The sequence below is a fragment of the Pseudomonas sp. AC136 genome, from assembly GCF_979258585.1.
In genome coordinates this window covers 3,765,046-3,782,622 of the sequence record NZ_OZ409865.1, presented here as the reverse complement: position 1 = coordinate 3,782,622, position 17,577 = coordinate 3,765,046, and the positions used below count along the sequence as shown (strand labels likewise).

Sequence of the window (17,577 nt, the reverse complement as noted above, 5' to 3'; positions counted from 1 at the left end):
TCCTGGCGGAGCAAGGAGCGGGCTCTACAGCCCCGCTCCCATTGCGCTTCGTGTTATTCGGTTTCCAGATCGATATCGATACCGAGCGAACGGATTTCTTTGATCAACACGTTGAAGGACTCGGGCATGCCCGGCTCCATGCGGTGATCACCGTCCACGATGTTTTTGTACATCTTGGTACGGCCGTTCACGTCATCCGACTTAACGGTCAGCATTTCCTGCAGGGTGTACGCGGCGCCATATGCTTCCAACGCCCAAACTTCCATCTCCCCGAAGCGCTGACCACCGAACTGCGCCTTACCACCCAGCGGCTGCTGGGTAACCAGGCTGTAGGAACCGGTAGAACGAGCGTGCATCTTGTCGTCCACCAGGTGGTTCAGTTTCAGCATGTACATGTAGCCAACGGTTACGCGGCGCTCGAACTGATTGCCGGTACGGCCATCGAACAGCTGCATCTGGCCGCTTTCCGGCAGATCTGCCAGTTTCAGCATGGCCTTGATTTCGCTTTCCTTAGCACCGTCGAATACAGGCGTTGCCATCGGCACGCCGCCACGCAGGTTCTTCGCCAGATCCAGAATTTCCTGGTCAGACAGGTCTGCCAGCGTTTCTTGACGGCCACCGATCTCGTTGTAGATCTGGTGCAGGAACTTACGCAGCTCAGCAACCTTGCGCTGCTCTTCGAGCATGCGGTTGATCTTCTCGCCCAGACCTTTGGCCGCGAGGCCCAGGTGAGTTTCGAGGATCTGACCGACGTTCATACGCGAAGGTACGCCCAGCGGGTTGAGAACGATATCGACCGGAGTGCCATAGGCATCGTGCGGCATGTCTTCAACCGGCATGATCACGGAGACCACACCCTTGTTACCGTGACGACCGGCCATCTTGTCGCCCGGCTGGATGCGACGACGGATTGCCAGGTAAACCTTGACGATTTTCAGCACGCCAGGAGCCAGGTCATCGCCTTGCTGCAGCTTGCGCTTCTTGTCTTCGAACTTGTCGTCGAGCAATTGGCGGCGATCAACGATATAAGCCTGCGCTTTCTCAAGCTGCTCGTTCAGAGCATCTTCAGCCATACGCAGCTTGAACCACTGACCACGCTCGAGGCCGTCGAGGAACTCGTCCGTGATCTCGGCGCCTTTCTTCAGACCTGCGCCGCCTTCAGCTTTCTTGCCAACCAGGGCAGAACGCAGACGTTCGAAGGTTGCACCTTCAACAATACGGAACTCTTCGTTGAGGTCCTTACGGATCTCGTCGAGTTGCATCTTCTCAATCGACAGTGCCCGAGCGTCACGCTCTACACCGTCACGGGTGAAGACCTGTACGTCGATAACAGTACCTTTGGTACCAGTCGGTACGCGCAGGGACGTGTCTTTAACGTCGGAAGCCTTCTCGCCGAAGATCGCACGCAGCAGTTTTTCTTCCGGAGTCAGCTGGGTCTCGCCTTTCGGAGTGACCTTACCTACCAGAATGTCGCCGGCGCCAACTTCAGCACCCACGTAAACGATACCGGCTTCGTCCAGCTTGTTCAGCGCAGCTTCGCCCACGTTCGGAATGTCCGACGTAATCTCTTCTGGCCCGAGCTTGGTGTCACGTGCCACACAGGTCAGTTCCTGAATGTGGATCGTGGTGAAACGGTCTTCCTGAACCACACGCTCCGACAGGAGAATGGAGTCTTCGAAGTTGTAGCCGTTCCAGGCCATGAACGCGATGCGCATGTTCTGACCCAGAGCCAGCTCACCCATATCGGTGGACGGACCGTCGGCCAGGATGTCGCTGCGCTCGACCTTGTCACCCTTGCTCACCAGCGGACGTTGGTTGATGCAGGTGTTCTGGTTCGAACGGGTGTACTTGGTCAGGTTGTAGATGTCGACACCGGCTTCGCCAGTCTCAACTTCGTCATCAGCAACACGAACCACGATACGGCTGGCATCAACGGAATCAATCACACCGCCACGGCGAGCAACGACGCAAACGCCGGAGTCACGCGCAACGTTGCGCTCCATGCCGGTACCAACCAGCGGCTTGTCCGAACGCAGTGTCGGAACAGCCTGACGCTGCATGTTCGAACCCATCAACGCACGGTTGGCGTCGTCGTGCTCGAGGAACGGAATCAACGAAGCGGCGACGGACACAACCTGCTTCGGCGAAACGTCCATCAGCGTGACGTCTTCCGGCACCTTGACGGTGAACTCGTTCAAGTGACGAACAGCTACCAGCTCGTCTACCAGCTGACCTTTCTGGTTCATCGTTGCCGATGCCTGAGCGATAACGTGGTCTGCCTCTTCAATTGCAGAGAGGAACACGATTTCGTCAGTAACCAGGGTGTCCTTCACCACACGGTACGGGCTCTCGAGAAAGCCGTACTGGTTGGTGCGGGCATAGGCTGCCAGGGAGTTGATCAGACCGATGTTCGGACCTTCCGGCGTTTCGATCGGGCAAACACGACCATAGTGCGTCGGGTGTACGTCACGAACTTCGAAGCCGGCACGCTCACGAGTCAAACCACCCGGGCCGAGAGCAGAAACGCGGCGCTTGTGAGTGATCTCGGACAGCGGGTTGTTCTGGTCCATGAACTGCGAAAGCTGGCTCGAACCGAAGAACTCTTTCACCGCCGCAGCCACAGGCTTGGCGTTGATCAGATCTTGCGGCATCAGGCCTTCGCTTTCAGCCATCGACAGACGCTCTTTGACCGCGCGCTCTACGCGCACCAGACCCACGCGGAACTGGTTCTCGGCCATCTCGCCAACACAACGCACGCGACGGTTACCCAGGTGGTCGATGTCATCGACGATCCCTTTGCCGTTACGGATGTCGACCAGCGTCTTGAGAACTTCGACGATGTCTTCCTTGCTCAATACGCCCGAACCTTCGATTTCGGTACGACCGATACGACGGTTGAACTTCATGCGACCTACAGCGGAGAGGTCGTAGCGCTCAGCGCTGAAGAACAGGTTGTTGAACAGGGTCTCGGCGGCGTCCTTGGTAGGTGGCTCGCCTGGACGCATCATGCGATAGATCTCAACCAGCGCTTCCAATTGATTGGTAGTGCCGTCGATTTTCAATGTGTCGGAGATGAACGGACCGCGGTCGATATCGTTGGTGTACAACGTTTCGATACGCACGACCTGAGCCTTGGCAATTTTCGCCAGGATCTCGGTGTTCAGCTCGGTGTTGCATTCGGCGATGATTTCGCCGGTAGCCGGATGCACGATGGCTTTTGCCGAGGTACGACCGATTACGTAGTCCAGCGGCACTTCCAGGGTCTTGATCCCGGACTTGTCCAACTGGTTGATGTGGCGCGCAGTGATACGGCGGCCTTGCTCAACGATGACCTTGCCCTTCTCGTCTTTGATATCGAGAACAGCAATTTCGCCACGCAGACGGTGCGGAACCAACTCAAGGCTGAGATTCTCGCCCTGTACGTGGAACACGTTGGTCTCGTAGAACGCGTCGAGCACTTGCTCGGTGGTGTAACCCAGAGCGCGCAGCAATACCGAGGCCGGCAACTTGCGGCGACGGTCGATACGTACGAATACGGCGTCTTTCGGGTCGAACTCGAAGTCCAACCACGAACCGCGGTAAGGAATGATGCGCGCCGAGTACAGCAGCTTGCCCGAGCTGTGAGTCTTGCCACGGTCGTGGTCGAAGAACACACCTGGGGAGCGGTGCAGCTGGGACACGATGACGCGCTCGGTACCGTTGATAACGAAGGTACCGTTCTCGGTCATCAGGGGGATTTCCCCCATGTAGACTTCTTGCTCTTTGATGTCCTTGATCGCTTTGTTCGACGATTCCTTATCGAAAATGATCAGCCGGACTTTTACCCGCAGCGGCACGGCGAATGTCACGCCACGCAGCACGCACTCTTTCACGTCAAATGCCGGTTCGCCCAGGCGATAACCGACATATTCCAGAGCAGCATTGCCGGAATAGCTGATAATCGGGAAAACGGACTTGAAGGCCGCATGCAGGCCGATGTCGCGGAACTGATCCTTTGTAGCTCCCGCCTGCAGGAATTCGCGATACGAATCCAGCTGGATGGCCAACAGATAAGGCACATCCATGACATCCGGCAACTTGCTAAAGTCCTTGCGGATACGTTTTTTCTCAGTATATGAGTAAGCCATCAGCGTTCCCCAGCTTGGTCACCTGCTTATTTGGCTCCTCCCGACGGGAGCAGCCAGAAAATCTTGCAAACTCTCGGTTTGCGCCACCCCTCGGGGCGGTTACTGCTTCAGCTACAGGCCAACCCTCGAAGGCGGCCTATAACGGAAAAAGGCCGGTGGCAATTGCCACCAGCCATCAGCCTTTCGCTCAACGCTTGGGCTGTAGACGCAAGGTCGTCGCTTACTTGAGCTCGACTTTAGCGCCTGCTTCTTCCAGGGCTTTCTTGGCAGCTTCGGCTTCGTCTTTCGACACGCCTTCTTTAACGATGCCAGGAGCGCTGTCAACAACAGCTTTAGCTTCTTTCAGACCCAGACCGGTCAGTTCACGAACGACCTTGATCACGTTTACTTTCTTCTCGCCGGATTCAAGCAACATTACGTTGAATTCGGTTTGCTCTTCAGCAACAGCAGCTGGGCCAGCAGCTGGGCCAGCGGAAGCAGCAGCAGCGCTAACGCCGAACTTCTCTTCCATTGCTTTGATCAGCTCAACGATTTCCAGAACGGATTTCTCGCCGATTGCGTCGATGATTTCTTGATTAGACAGAGCCATGACTCTAATTCCTGTATTGGGGTGACAGCCTACGCGGCCATCGAAATAAACAATAAACGCGAAAGGAGTTGCTCAGCCTCAGGCTGCGGCAGCTTCTTTCTGGTCGCGAAGGGCCGCCAGAGTACGAGCCAATTTGCTGGTTGCGCCTTGAATCACGCTCATCAGCTGAGAAATTGCTTCGTCACGGGTCGGCAGGCTTGCCAGTACGTCGATCTGATTAGCTGCGAGGAACTTGCCCTCGAACGCAGCTGCCTTGATCTCGAACTTATCCTGACCTTTGGCGAACTCTTTGAACAAACGGGCAGCAGCGCCCGGATGTTCGTTAGAGAATGCAACCAGGGTCGGGCCAGTGAACACGTCGTTGAGCACGTCATATTGAGTGCCGGCAACGGCGCGCTTGAGCAGGGTGTTACGTACAACGCGTACGTAAACGCCAGCTTCACGAGCCTCTTTACGGAGTCCGGTCATTGCGCCTACTGTCACACCACGGGCATCAGCCACGACAGCGGACAGAGCGACTTTGGCAGCCTCGTTGACTTCAGCGACGATGGCCTTCTTGTCTTCGAGTTTAATTGCCACGGGTTAACTCCTGCTTGTTACGTTTCATCTGGCCGGAGCCAGATGTCGTTTGGTGTCAGATTCCGTAAGGAACCGCGAGCACCATCTGCGTAGGCTTGTGGTTTAAGACTTGCGTCGCCTACGGTCTTGGATAGCCCCCGCCAGGCAGGGACCCCAATCTTTCAACAATCGGAGCAATTACTTGCTCCGACTGATTTGTCTTACGCGTCCAGCGAGCCCTGATCGATAACCAGGCCTGGGCCCATAGTGGTGCTCAGGGTAACGCGCTTAACGTAGATACCTTTCGAAGAAGCTGGCTTGATGCGCTTGAGATCAGCGATCAGGGCCTCAACGTTTTCCTTCAGCTTGATGGCTTCGAAGCCAACTTTGCCAACGGAAGTGTGGATGATGCCGTTTTTGTCGGTGCGATAACGAACCTGACCAGCCTTGGCGTTTTTCACGGCAGTGGCTACGTCTGGAGTTACGGTGCCGACTTTAGGGTTAGGCATCAGGCCACGTGGACCGAGGATCTGACCCAACTGACCTACAACGCGCATGGCGTCCGGGGAAGCGATAACTACGTCGTAGTTCAGCTCGCCGGCTTTCATTTCAGCAGCCAGCTCATCCATACCAACGCGATCAGCGCCGGCGGCCAGAGCAGCTTCAGCTGCCGGGCCCTGAGTGAACACTGCGACGCGAACGGTTTTACCGGTGCCGTGCGGCAGAACGGTAGCGCTACGCACAACCTGGTCGGATTTACGTGGGTCAACGCCCAGATTCACAGCGATGTCAAACGACTCGGTGAACTTAACTTTCGACAGCTCGCCCAGCAGGGTGGCCGCTTCTTCAAAGCTGTAAGACTTGCCGGCAACAACTTTCTCGGCAATAGCCTTTTGGCGCTTGGTCAACTTAGCCATTACACACCCTCCACGTTAAGGCCCATGCTGCGAGCAGAGCCAGCGATGGTGCGTACGGCTGCGTCCATATCAGCAGCGGTCAGATCAGCCTGCTTGGTCTTGGCGATCTCTTCGAGCTGAGCACGAGTAACGGTGCCAACCTTGACGCTGTTCGGGCGAGCCGAACCGCTAGTCAGACCAGCAGCTTTCTTCAACAGAACCGAAGCTGGGGTGCTTTTGGTTTCGAAGGTGAAGCTACGATCGCTATAAACAGTGATGATCACTGGAGTCGGCAGACCAGGTTCCATGCCCTGAGTCTTGGCGTTGAACGCCTTGCAGAATTCCATGATGTTCACGCCATGCTGACCGAGAGCCGGGCCGACGGGCGGGCTAGGGTTAGCTTGTGCAGCCTTTACTTGCAGCTTGATATAAGCCGTGATTTTCTTAGCCATTAGCTACTCCAATTCGGGTTCTGACGCCTTACGGCTCCCCGGTTTACTTACGTGTTTATCCCAGTGACGACAAAACCCCGCAGCCTGAGGCTGCGGGGTACGGGATGCTTTGTCAGCTATGCCTTTTCGACCTGACTAAACTCCAGCTCAACCGGAGTGGAGCGACCAAAAATAGTCACAGCCACCTGAATCCGGCTTTTTTCATAGTTCACTTCTTCGACAACGCCGCTGAAATCAGCGAACGGACCGTCAATTACGCGGACCATCTCACCTGGTTCAAACAGCGTTTTCGGCTTCGGCTTGTCGCTACCATCAGCGACGCGACGCAGAATTGCATCAGCCTCTTTATCGGTAATCGGCGCTGGCTTATCAGCGGTACCGCCAATAAAGCCCATGACGCGAGGCGTATCCTTGACCAAGTGCCAAGTGCCTTCGTTCATGTCCATCTGTACCAGAACATAACCGGGGAAGAACTTGCGTTCACTTTTGCGCTTCTGGCCATTACGCATCTCAACCACTTCTTCAGTGGGGACCAGAATCTCGCCGAACCCATCTTCCATGCCGGCCAGCTTGACGCGCTCGATCAGAGAGCGCATTACATGCTTCTCGTAACCCGAGTAAGCATGCACAACGTACCAACGCTTAGCCACGGGACACCTTTAACCAACGATCATGGAAACAAGCCAGCCTAGCAGGGAGTCAAGCCCCCACAGCAACAGCGCCATCACCAGCACAACCGCCACTACGATGAGCGTGGTTTGCATGGTTTCCTGGCGAGTCGGCCAAACGACCTTTCGTATTTCAACCCGAGCTTCTTTAGCCAGCCCGAAAAATGCCTGCCCTTTAGCAGTTTGCAACGCAACAGCAGCCGCAACAGCTGCAATTGCCAACAAACCGAGGACACGGTACAGAATCGGCTCACCAGAGAAGAACTGATTGCCAACCACGCCAACCACCACCAAAGCGACTACAACGAGCCACTTGAGCAGATCAAAGCGCGATTCTTTGGCTTCAGCCTTAACAGTCATTTACGAGGATCCTGTGAAAGGAGTGCCAGCTTCAATTTCTTGATGAAACTGGCAGGTCAGGAGGGAATCGAACCCCCAACCTACGGTTTTGGAGACCGTCGCTCTGCCAATTGAGCTACTGACCTAAAACAAAATCAGGCCGACCATTATGCCGGCCTGACGGGGACTTATCAACGATTACTCGATGATTTTGGCAACTACGCCAGCACCAACGGTACGGCCGCCTTCGCGAATCGCGAAACGCAGACCATCTTCCATGGCGATCGACTTGATCAAGGTAACAACCATCTTGATGTTGTCGCCTGGCATTACCATCTCAACGCCTTCCGGCAGTTCGCAGCTACCAGTAACGTCGGTAGTACGGAAGTAGAACTGAGGACGGTAGCCTTTGAAGAACGGAGTGTGACGACCACCTTCGTCTTTGCTCAGGATGTAAACCTCAGCTTCGAACTTGGTGTGCGGCTTAACCGAACCCGGCTTGGCCAGTACTTGACCACGCTCAACGTCTTCACGCTTGGTACCACGCAGCAGAACGCCGCAGTTCTCGCCAGCACGACCTTCGTCGAGCAGTTTGCGGAACATTTCAACGCCGGTGCAGGTAGTCTGAGTGGTGTCACGCAGACCAACGATTTCCAGAGGCTCTTGAACCTTGACGATACCGCGCTCGATACGACCGGTAACTACAGTACCGCGACCCGAGATCGAGAATACGTCTTCGATTGGCATCAGGAATGGCTTGTCGATAACACGAACTGGCTCAGGAATGTAGCTATCCAGAGTCTCAACCAGCTTCTTGACAGCGCTGGTGCCCATTTCGTTGTCGTCTTGGCCGTTCAAAGCCATCAGAGCCGAACCGATGATGATCGGAGTGTCGTCGCCTGGGAACTCGTAAGTGCTCAGCAGATCACGAACTTCCATCTCTACCAGTTCCAGCAGCTCAGCGTCGTCCACCATGTCAGCCTTGTTCAGGAAGACAACGATGTAAGGAACGCCTACCTGACGGGACAGCAGGATGTGCTCACGAGTTTGCGGCATCGGACCATCAGCGGCCGAGCAAACCAGGATCGCGCCGTCCATCTGAGCAGCACCAGTGATCATGTTTTTTACGTAGTCAGCGTGACCTGGGCAGTCAACGTGCGCGTAGTGACGCACGGCCGAATCGTATTCAACGTGAGCGGTGTTGATGGTGATACCACGAGCTTTTTCTTCTGGAGCGCTGTCGATCTTGTCGAAGTCAACGCGAGCCGAACCGAAAACCTCGGAGCAAACACGAGTCAGCGCAGCGGTCAGAGTGGTTTTACCGTGGTCAACGTGACCGATGGTGCCAACGTTGACGTGCGGTTTGTTCCGTTCAAACTTTTCTTTAGCCATCAGAGCGTCTCCCATCGATTAAGTGCGCGAACCACGCAACCATTAAAACAAAGGCAGATATTTGCATATCTGCCTTTTAATAATGGAGCTCTTGAGCGGATTTGAACCGCTGACCTCACCCTTACCAAGGGTGTGCTCTACCAACTGAGCTACAAGAGCAAACTCTTTAAAACAAACGCCGCAAACATGGAGCGGGTAGCGGGAATCGAACCCGCACCATCAGCTTGGAAGGCTGAGGTTCTACCGTTGAACTATACCCGCGGAGCCTGCAGCTCTCGCTAAATATGGTGGAGGGGGAAGGATTCGAACCTTCGAAACTCGCGTGTCAGATTTACAGTCTGATCCCTTTGGCCACTCGGGAACCCCTCCAAAGTGAGGCGGCATTCTCTTCGCATGCCACCCTACTGTCAAGCAATTCCTCATAAAAAACTTGAGGTTAGCGCAATCGACAGCAACTTTTCAGAACACCCCGAAAGGCAACCCTGCAAAGCGGGCGCCATTCTATTCAAACTAATTGGGCGATGCAACGCTTTCGCAAGGCATTAATTGATGTTGCAGGCCGCCAAAATCTCTTGCCAACAGTTGCAGCAATCCATCATCAACCAACCGGCGACTACCCGGAGCAATTCGCACCCAGAAATTGCGATGCGCACGAGGCAACTCACGCATCTGAGGCTCGTACCCCACCTCACGCAGCCTCTGCATCACGCTTTCTGCAGACTCATTACGAGGAAACATGCCTAGCGAAATACCGTTCGAAAGATCGCCTTGAGTGATGATGTAGCTGTCTATTTTTCTTGCCTGCAGCTCTTTTAACTGACGCAAGGATGCCTGGCGCGAGGCGAGCGGCGGCAAGTAAACCCAATAATCGAGCCCTGCCGGAGCATCCACAACCTGGACGCTAGACTGAATATCCAACGTAATCAGACGCTGCTCCACCAGCCTTGCGGATTCTTCATGATCGAAACCACCGAGATACATACACACCTCGGCAGCCTCAGCAGGCTCGTCGTCAGAACGCTCGCGGCGACGCTGCGCGCCGTCGGACTCACTAAGCAAGCGAATGTCACGACGCACCTCCTGATGCAAAGATAAAGGCGCAACTTCCTTGACGCGAAGCGGGGCCTGCTGCTGATGCCAGACGTAGTAGAAAAGATTCAAAACCAGCAGAAACAAAAACAACCAACGCATATGGACCTCAAGGCAACGGACATGCGATAGCAAGGCCGACGAAAATCAGGTCGGGCATTGCACGCGCAGCAGGCAGAATTTCTTTGACGGACCCCGCATCTCCCCCTGTAAGAAAGACAGAAAAAGAGTCAGCCCAATATCCGCGAGCCAGCTCAAGCTGAGTTTGAACGAACCCTCGCAGCATCAACGAACAACCTCGCTCCACAGCCTCAACCGTGGAGCGCCCCGGAACCAAGACCTGCATAGCCTCTTCAGCAGCGTCATCTTCGTAACGAATCCGGCGGGTGTGCGTCCGCAGCTGACTTCGCATCAGCGGCAGCCCCGGGCAAATAAACCCACCCAGGTGCTCCCCGCCGGCATCAACAAAGTCTGACGTCACGGCAGTGCCGAGATCCAGAACCAGACAGGCACCACCAGCAAGACGATACGCGCCAAGCACCGCCATCCATCGATCCAACCCTAACCGCTCGTAATCGCTGTAGCCGTTCTTGACACCGGCAGCGGACGGCGCCGGGCGCGCGCACAATGCCAACACACCAAACTGTTGAGACAAGAGCTCCACAATCGATGCTGTCTCCTCATCACTCCTAACACTTACCAATCTCGCCGCGCTGAACACTACGCCTGGTAACGCCCAGAGTGCAGCAAGAAGCTCATCAGCGCTCCCCACTACACCACTATTGAAAACTGCCGCTTGATCCAGCACGCGCCACTTAATAAAGCTGTTGCCGCAGTCAAGCTCAAGAATCATCACGCAACCTCAAACTAAGCTCACCGCCACTATATTGGTGCTCAGTTCCAGCAACCAAGAGGCGCAAGGCGCCCTGGGCATTTACTCCAAGCACAACCCCATCAATGCTCTGACTCCCCGCAGAAAGGCGAACCTTTTGGCCTTGCCACAAATGCTCGACCTCCCACTCCTCCCGAATCGCTTTAAACCCTTCTTTGAGGTGCGTCCGCAAGTAGCGACTTAAATGCACGTTCAAGCTATTAATAAGCACACTGCGGTCGATCATTTTGCCGCTTTCAAGGCGCATGGACGTCCAAGGCTGGTCGATCACATTCTGACTGCGCATATTGACGTTGATCCCAACACCGATCACTACATGGCAAACATCTGCCGGATCACCGGACAACTCCAGCAATATGCCGGCGATCTTTTTACCGCGCACCAGGATATCGTTTGGCCATTTAAGCCCCCCACCTGCTACACCCAATTCGCGTATCGCACCCAGCACCGCTAGCCCAACGACCAGACTCAGCCCCTCAAACTGAGCCGCCCCGCCCTCCGCGCGCAAGAGAAGGCTGTAATAAACATTTTCCCCAAAGGGACTAGCCCATTGCCGGCCGCGCCGGCCGCGCCCAGCGGTCTGCCGCTCGGCGACTACAAAAAATGGGGGTGAAAATCCTCTTTCGAGGCATCTGAACGCTTCAGCATTAGTCGAATCAATGCTTTCAACCACATAGGGGGACCATCCCCCTGGATTGGGCAGCAGATGATCACGCTCCAATAGAGAGATAGGGCTTTCGAGGGAATATCCTCGCCCGCGCACTTTGTGGATAAGGAGACCGTGCGCTGACTCCAACTCTTTAAGCTGTTTCCAGACAGCCGCACGACTTATACCTAGGGCCCGGCCAAGAGCCTCGCCCGAATGAAAGCGACCATCTTGCAGAAGCGTCAGTAAATCCGGCATTTGCAGTAAGCCCAACTGAAAGGCACGCATCATATCGATGCACTTGGGGATTGCATAGAAAGCATACGAAGCTGGTGATCAGGACACTCGAGACAGCTCGCCGGGCGCGCTTCACTTTTCCGCGCCCAAAAACAAACCCCCTACCCGTTTTCACGAGTAGGGGGTTTGGAATTTAAGCTTGACGATGACCTACTCTCACATGGGGAGACCCCACACTACCATCGGCGATGCGTCGTTTCACTACTGAGTTCGGGATGGGATCAGGTGGTTCCAACGCTCTATGGTCGTCAAGCAATTCGGGTGGAGCGTCGCGTTAGCGCAGCTCCAAATTGGGTATGTGATGGTGTTGCGGGTAATTTGTGTGTTTGCCGAATTTTCGGTTTGTATCGTCTTCACACCGTCAATTTGCGCTAAGCAAATTGCTTGGGTGTTATATGGTCAAGCCTCACGGGCAATTAGTATGGGTTAGCTCAACGCCTCACAACGCTTACACACCCCACCTATCAACGTCGTAGTCTTCGACGGCCCTTTAGGGGATTCAAGATCCCAGTGAGATCTCATCTTGAGGCTAGTTTCCCGCTTAGATGCTTTCAGCGGTTATCTATTCCGAACATAGCTACCCGGCGATGCCACTGGCGTGACAACCGGAACACCAGAGGTTCGTCCACTCCGGTCCTCTCGTACTAGGAGCAGCCCCTCTCAAATCTCAAACGTCCACGGCAGATAGGGACCGAACTGTCTCACGACGTTCTAAACCCAGCTCGCGTACCACTTTAAATGGCGAACAGCCATACCCTTGGGACCGGCTTCAGCCCCAGGATGTGATGAGCCGACATCGAGGTGCCAAACACCGCCGTCGATATGAACTCTTGGGCGGTATCAGCCTGTTATCCCCGGAGTACCTTTTATCCGTTGAGCGATGGCCCTTCCATACAGAACCACCGGATCACTAAGACCTACTTTCGTACCTGCTCGACGTGTCTGTCTCGCAGTCAAGCGCGCTTTTGCCTTTATACTCTACGACCGATTTCCGACCGGCCTGAGCGCACCTTCGTACTCCTCCGTTACTCTTTAGGAGGAGACCGCCCCAGTCAAACTACCCACCATACACTGTCCTCGATCCGGATAACGGACCAGAGTTAGAACCTCAAAGTTGCCAGGGTGGTATTTCAAGATTGGCTCCACGCGAACTGGCGTCCACGCTTCAAAGCCTCCCACCTATCCTACACAAGCAAATTCAAAGTCCAGTGCAAAGCTATAGTAAAGGTTCACGGGGTCTTTCCGTCTAGCCGCGGATACACTGCATCTTCACAGCGATTTCAATTTCACTGAGTCTCGGGTGGAGACAGCGCCGCCATCGTTACGCCATTCGTGCAGGTCGGAACTTACCCGACAAGGAATTTCGCTACCTTAGGACCGTTATAGTTACGGCCGCCGTTTACCGGGGCTTCGATCAAGAGCTTCGCGTTAGCTAACCCCATCAATTAACCTTCCGGCACCGGGCAGGCGTCACACCCTATACGTCCACTTTCGTGTTTGCAGAGTGCTGTGTTTTTAATAAACAGTCGCAGCGGCCTGGTATCTTCGACCGGCATGAGCTTACGCAGTAAATGCTTCACCCTCACCGGCGCACCTTCTCCCGAAGTTACGGTGCCATTTTGCCTAGTTCCTTCACCCGAGTTCTCTCAAGCGCCTTGGTATTCTCTACCCAACCACCTGTGTCGGTTTGGGGTACGGTTCCTAGTTATCTGAAGCTTAGAGGCTTTTCTTGGAAGCATGGCATCAACCACTTCGCGCTCTAATGAGCACTCGTCATCAGTTCTCAGCCTTAACCGCCCGGATTTACCTAAGCAGTCAGCCTACAACCTTAAACTTGGACAACCAACGCCAAGCTGGCCTAGCCTTCTCCGTCCCCCCATCGCAATAACTAGAAGTACAGGAATATTAACCTGTTTTCCATCGACTACGCTTTTCAGCCTCGCCTTAGGGACCGACTAACCCTGCGTCGATTAACGTTGCGCAGGAAACCTTGGTCTTTCGGCGTGGGTGTTTTTCACACCCATTGTCGTTACTCATGTCAGCATTCGCACTTCTGATACCTCCAGCAAGCTTCTCAACTCACCTTCACAGGCTTACAGAACGCTCCTCTACCGCATCACCTAAGTGATACCCGTAGCTTCGGTGCATGGTTTGAGCCCCGTTACATCTTCCGCGCAGGCCGACTCGACTAGTGAGCTATTACGCTTTCTTTAAAGGGTGGCTGCTTCTAAGCCAACCTCCTAGCTGTCTAAGCCTTCCCACATCGTTTCCCACTTAACCATGACTTTGGGACCTTAGCTGACGGTCTGGGTTGTTTCCCTTTTCACGACGGACGTTAGCACCCGCCGTGTGTCTCCCGTGCTCGCACTTGCTGGTATTCGGAGTTTGCATCGGTTTGGTAAGTCGGGATGACCCCCTAGCCGAAACAGTGCTCTACCCCCAGCAGTGATACACGAGGCGCTACCTAAATAGCTTTCGAGGAGAACCAGCTATCTCCGAGCTTGATTAGCCTTTCACTCCGATCCACAGGTCATCCGCTAACTTTTCAACGGTAGTCGGTTCGGTCCTCCAGTTAGTGTTACCCAACCTTCAACCTGCCCATGGATAGATCGCCCGGTTTCGGGTCTATACCCAGCGACTAAACGCCCTATTAAGACTCGCTTTCGCTACGCCTCCCCTATTCGGTTAAGCTCGCCACTGAATATAAGTCGCTGACCCATTATACAAAAGGTACGCAGTCACCCAACAAAGTGGGCTCCCACTGCTTGTACGCATACGGTTTCAGGATCTATTTCACTCCCCTCTCCGGGGTTCTTTTCGCCTTTCCCTCACGGTACTAGTTCACTATCGGTCAGTCAGTAGTATTTAGCCTTGGAGGATGGTCCCCCCATATTCAGACAAAGTTTCTCGTGCTCCGTCCTACTCGATTTCATTGATAAGAGATTTTCGCGTACAGGGCTATCACCCACTATGGCCGCACTTTCCAGAGCGTTCCGCTAATCTCAAATCAACTTAAGGGCTAGTCCCCGTTCGCTCGCCACTACTAAGGGAATCTCGGTTGATTTCTTTTCCTCAGGGTACTTAGATGTTTCAGTTCCCCTGGTTCGCTTCTTACACCTATGTATTCAGTGCAAGATACTTAACTTATGTTAAGTGGGTTCCCCCATTCAGACATCTCCGGATCAAAGTCTGTTTGCCGACTCCCCGAAGCTTTTCGCAGGCTACCACGTCTTTCATCGCCTCTGACTGCCAAGGCATCCACCGTATGCGCTTCTTCACTTGACCATATAACCCCAAGCAATCTGGTTATACTATGAAGACGACATTCGCCGAAAATTCGAAATACTCTTGATCTCTCAAGAGAACTCACAAATTTTACCTTAGCCTGAATAAACACCAGTGAAAGTGCTATCCAGTCTATCTTTCTATCACATACCCAAATTTTTAAAGAACGATAATACTTTCTAGTCAAAGACCAGAATTCAATATTCAACCAACAGGCGAATACTCAATTCTGAACTCTACATGTCGTCGTGGTGGAGCCAAACGGGATCGAACCGTTGACCTCCTGCGTGCAAGGCAGGCGCTCTCCCAGCTGAGCTATGGCCCCGTATCTGAGGCTTCTTCCACAACAATTGGTGGGTCTGGGCAGATTCGAACTGCCGACCTCACCCTTATCAGGGGTGCGCTCTAACCAACTGAGCTACAGACCCAATTGTTCGGGCTACTAGGCTGACAACTCGTCACTGATCCTCCTAAAACCTCTAGGACGACCCTATCGTCTTTCGCAATGAATCAAGCAATTCGTGTGGGAGCTTATAAGGAAGCTGATGTCGTCGATTAAGGAGGTGATCCAGCCGCAGGTTCCCCTACGGCTACCTTGTTACGACTTCACCCCAGTCATGAATCACACCGTGGTAACCGTCCTCCCGAAGGTTAGACTAGCTACTTCTGGTGCAACCCACTCCCATGGTGTGACGGGCGGTGTGTACAAGGCCCGGGAACGTATTCACCGTGACGTTCTGATTCACGATTACTAGCGATTCCGACTTCACGCAGTCGAGTTGCAGACTGCGATCCGGACTACGATCGGTTTTATGGGATTAGCTCCACCTCGCGGCTTGGCAACCCTTTGTACCGACCATTGTAGCACGTGTGTAGCCCTGGCCGTAAGGGCCATGATGACTTGACGTCATCCCCACCTTCCTCCGGTTTGTCACCGGCAGTCTCCTTAGAGTGCCCACCATAACGTGCTGGTAACTAAGGACAAGGGTTGCGCTCGTTACGGGACTTAACCCAACATCTCACGACACGAGCTGACGACAGCCATGCAGCACCTGTGTCTGAGTTCCCGAAGGCACCAATCCATCTCTGGAAAGTTCTCAGCATGTCAAGGCCAGGTAAGGTTCTTCGCGTTGCTTCGAATTAAACCACATGCTCCACCGCTTGTGCGGGCCCCCGTCAATTCATTTGAGTTTTAACCTTGCGGCCGTACTCCCCAGGCGGTCGACTTAATGCGTTAGCTGCGCCACTAAAGTCTCAAGGACCCCAACGGCTAGTCGACATCGTTTACGGCGTGGACTACCAGGGTATCTAATCCTGTTTGCTCCCCACGCTTTCGCACCTCAGTGTCAGTATCAGTCCAGGTGGTCGCCTTCGCCACTGGTGTTCCTTCCTATATCTACGCATTTCACCGCTACACAGGAAATTCCACCACCCTCTACCATACTCTAGCTCGACAGTTTTGAATGCAGTTCCCAGGTTGAGCCCGGGGATTTCACATCCAACTTAACGAACCACCTACGCGCGCTTTACGCCCAGTAATTCCGATTAACGCTTGCACCCTCTGTATTACCGCGGCTGCTGGCACAGAGTTAGCCGGTGCTTATTCTGTCGGTAACGTCAAAATTGCAGAGTATTAATCTACAACCCTTCCTCCCAACTTAAAGTGCTTTACAATCCGAAGACCTTCTTCACACACGCGGCATGGCTGGATCAGGCTTTCGCCCATTGTCCAATATTCCCCACTGCTGCCTCCCGTAGGAGTCTGGACCGTGTCTCAGTTCCAGTGTGACTGATCATCCTCTCAGACCAGTTACGGATCGTCGCCTTGGTGAGCCATTACCTCACCAACTAGCTAATCCGACCTAGGCTCATCTATTAGCGCAAGGCCCGAAGGTCCCCTGCTTTCTCCCGTAGGACGTATGCGGTATTAGCGTTCCTTTCGAAACGTTGTCCCCCACTAATAGGCAGATTCCTAGGCATTACTCACCCGTCCGCCGCTGAATCAAGGAGCAAGCTCCTCTCATCCGCTCGACTTGCATGTGTTAGGCCTGCCGCCAGCGTTCAATCTGAGCCATGATCAAACTCTTCAGTTCAAACATATCTGGGTTTTGTGAAAACCCTAAACTTGGCTCAGCAATCGCAAAAAACTCTCAAATTAACGAGTGTTACTTGTGATGCTGATAATCTGGTGACTATCAGTCTTACCTCACAAGCACCCACACGAATTGCTTGATTCAGTTGTTAAAGAACAGTTGGTTAAGCCTTTCGTCTCAACCGAGGCGCGCATTCTACAGCAGCCTCTTATTCCGTCAAGCGATTTCGAAAATTTCTTTTCAAACTCAACCGC

11 protein-coding genes, 6 tRNA genes and 3 rRNA genes are annotated in these 17,577 nt (G+C 54.0%); all 20 read right to left on the bottom strand.

The window, feature by feature from the left end; translation table 11 throughout:
• Nucleotides 1–53: 53 nt before the first annotated feature.
• The gene (gene rpoB / locus ACZZZU_RS16810) at nt 54–4,127 is read right to left on the bottom strand and encodes a DNA-directed RNA polymerase subunit beta (RefSeq protein ID WP_122453848.1); all 4,074 of its coding nucleotides are present in this window, start codon (nt 4,125–4,127) and stop codon (nt 54–56) included.
• Between the two features lie 220 nt (nt 4,128–4,347).
• Entirely contained in the window at nt 4,348–4,716 is a 369-nt protein-coding gene (gene rplL / locus ACZZZU_RS16805) for a 50S ribosomal protein L7/L12 (protein ID WP_122453847.1), read from the bottom strand.
• 78 nt (nt 4,717–4,794) lie between these two features.
• Nucleotides 4,795–5,295: a 50S ribosomal protein L10 gene (rplJ, locus tag ACZZZU_RS16800; RefSeq protein ID WP_108096540.1), complete on the bottom strand. Its 501-nt coding sequence runs from the start codon at nt 5,293–5,295 to the stop codon at nt 4,795–4,797.
• Nucleotides 5,296–5,495: 200 nt separating this feature from the next.
• Nucleotides 5,496–6,191, bottom strand: a complete 696-nt coding sequence (rplA, locus tag ACZZZU_RS16795) for a 50S ribosomal protein L1 (RefSeq protein WP_122453846.1) — start codon at nt 6,189–6,191, stop codon at nt 5,496–5,498.
• The gene (gene rplK, locus ACZZZU_RS16790) at nt 6,191–6,622 is read right to left on the bottom strand and encodes a 50S ribosomal protein L11 (protein ID WP_108096542.1); all 432 of its coding nucleotides are present in this window, start codon (nt 6,620–6,622) and stop codon (nt 6,191–6,193) included. Before rplK ends, rplA begins: the two co-directional genes overlap by 1 nt.
• A gap of 116 nt (nt 6,623–6,738) precedes the next feature.
• Complete coding sequence (nusG, locus tag ACZZZU_RS16785; protein WP_108096543.1) at nt 6,739–7,272, bottom strand: transcription termination/antitermination protein NusG; 534 nt, start codon at nt 7,270–7,272, stop codon at nt 6,739–6,741.
• A gap of 9 nt (nt 7,273–7,281) precedes the next feature.
• Nucleotides 7,282–7,650, bottom strand: a complete 369-nt coding sequence (gene secE, locus ACZZZU_RS16780) for a preprotein translocase subunit SecE (RefSeq protein ID WP_122453845.1) — start codon at nt 7,648–7,650, stop codon at nt 7,282–7,284.
• A gap of 49 nt (nt 7,651–7,699) precedes the next feature.
• Nucleotides 7,700–7,775: transfer RNA gene (locus ACZZZU_RS16775), tRNA-Trp, on the bottom strand.
• 52 nt (nt 7,776–7,827) lie between these two features.
• Entirely contained in the window at nt 7,828–9,021 is a 1,194-nt protein-coding gene (tuf, locus tag ACZZZU_RS16770) for an elongation factor Tu (RefSeq protein WP_122453844.1), read from the bottom strand.
• A gap of 83 nt (nt 9,022–9,104) precedes the next feature.
• Nucleotides 9,105–9,180 (bottom strand) — tRNA-Thr (locus ACZZZU_RS16765).
• A gap of 28 nt (nt 9,181–9,208) precedes the next feature.
• Nucleotides 9,209–9,282, bottom strand: a tRNA-Gly gene (locus ACZZZU_RS16760).
• Between the two features lie 24 nt (nt 9,283–9,306).
• A tRNA-Tyr gene (locus tag ACZZZU_RS16755) sits at nt 9,307–9,390 on the bottom strand.
• 141 nt (nt 9,391–9,531) lie between these two features.
• Nucleotides 9,532–10,212 (bottom strand): SPOR domain-containing protein, encoded by a 681-nt coding sequence (locus ACZZZU_RS16750; protein WP_463551250.1) that lies wholly within the window; start codon nt 10,210–10,212, stop codon nt 9,532–9,534.
• Between the two features lie 7 nt (nt 10,213–10,219).
• On the bottom strand, nt 10,220–10,963 hold the full coding sequence (locus ACZZZU_RS16745; RefSeq protein ID WP_463551249.1) for a pantothenate kinase: 744 nt from the start codon (nt 10,961–10,963) through the stop codon (nt 10,220–10,222).
• The gene (birA, locus tag ACZZZU_RS16740) at nt 10,953–11,906 is read right to left on the bottom strand and encodes a bifunctional biotin--[acetyl-CoA-carboxylase] ligase/biotin operon repressor BirA (protein WP_463552146.1); all 954 of its coding nucleotides are present in this window, start codon (nt 11,904–11,906) and stop codon (nt 10,953–10,955) included. The genes ACZZZU_RS16745 and birA overlap by 11 nt, the downstream gene beginning before the upstream one ends.
• 176 nt (nt 11,907–12,082) lie before the next feature.
• Nucleotides 12,083–12,198 (bottom strand): 5S ribosomal RNA (gene rrf / locus ACZZZU_RS16735).
• A 142-nt stretch (nt 12,199–12,340) separates the two neighbouring features.
• Nucleotides 12,341–15,230 (bottom strand): 23S ribosomal RNA (locus tag ACZZZU_RS16730).
• Nucleotides 15,231–15,479: 249 nt separating this feature from the next.
• Nucleotides 15,480–15,555: transfer RNA gene (locus ACZZZU_RS16725), tRNA-Ala, on the bottom strand.
• Nucleotides 15,556–15,581: 26 nt separating this feature from the next.
• Nucleotides 15,582–15,658 (bottom strand) — tRNA-Ile (locus ACZZZU_RS16720).
• A 128-nt stretch (nt 15,659–15,786) separates the two neighbouring features.
• Nucleotides 15,787–17,323: ribosomal RNA gene (locus ACZZZU_RS16715) — 16S ribosomal RNA — on the bottom strand.
• Together the 16S, 23S and 5S rRNA genes with 2 tRNA genes alongside form the textbook arrangement of a ribosomal RNA operon.
• Nucleotides 17,324–17,577: the final 254 nt, after the last annotated feature.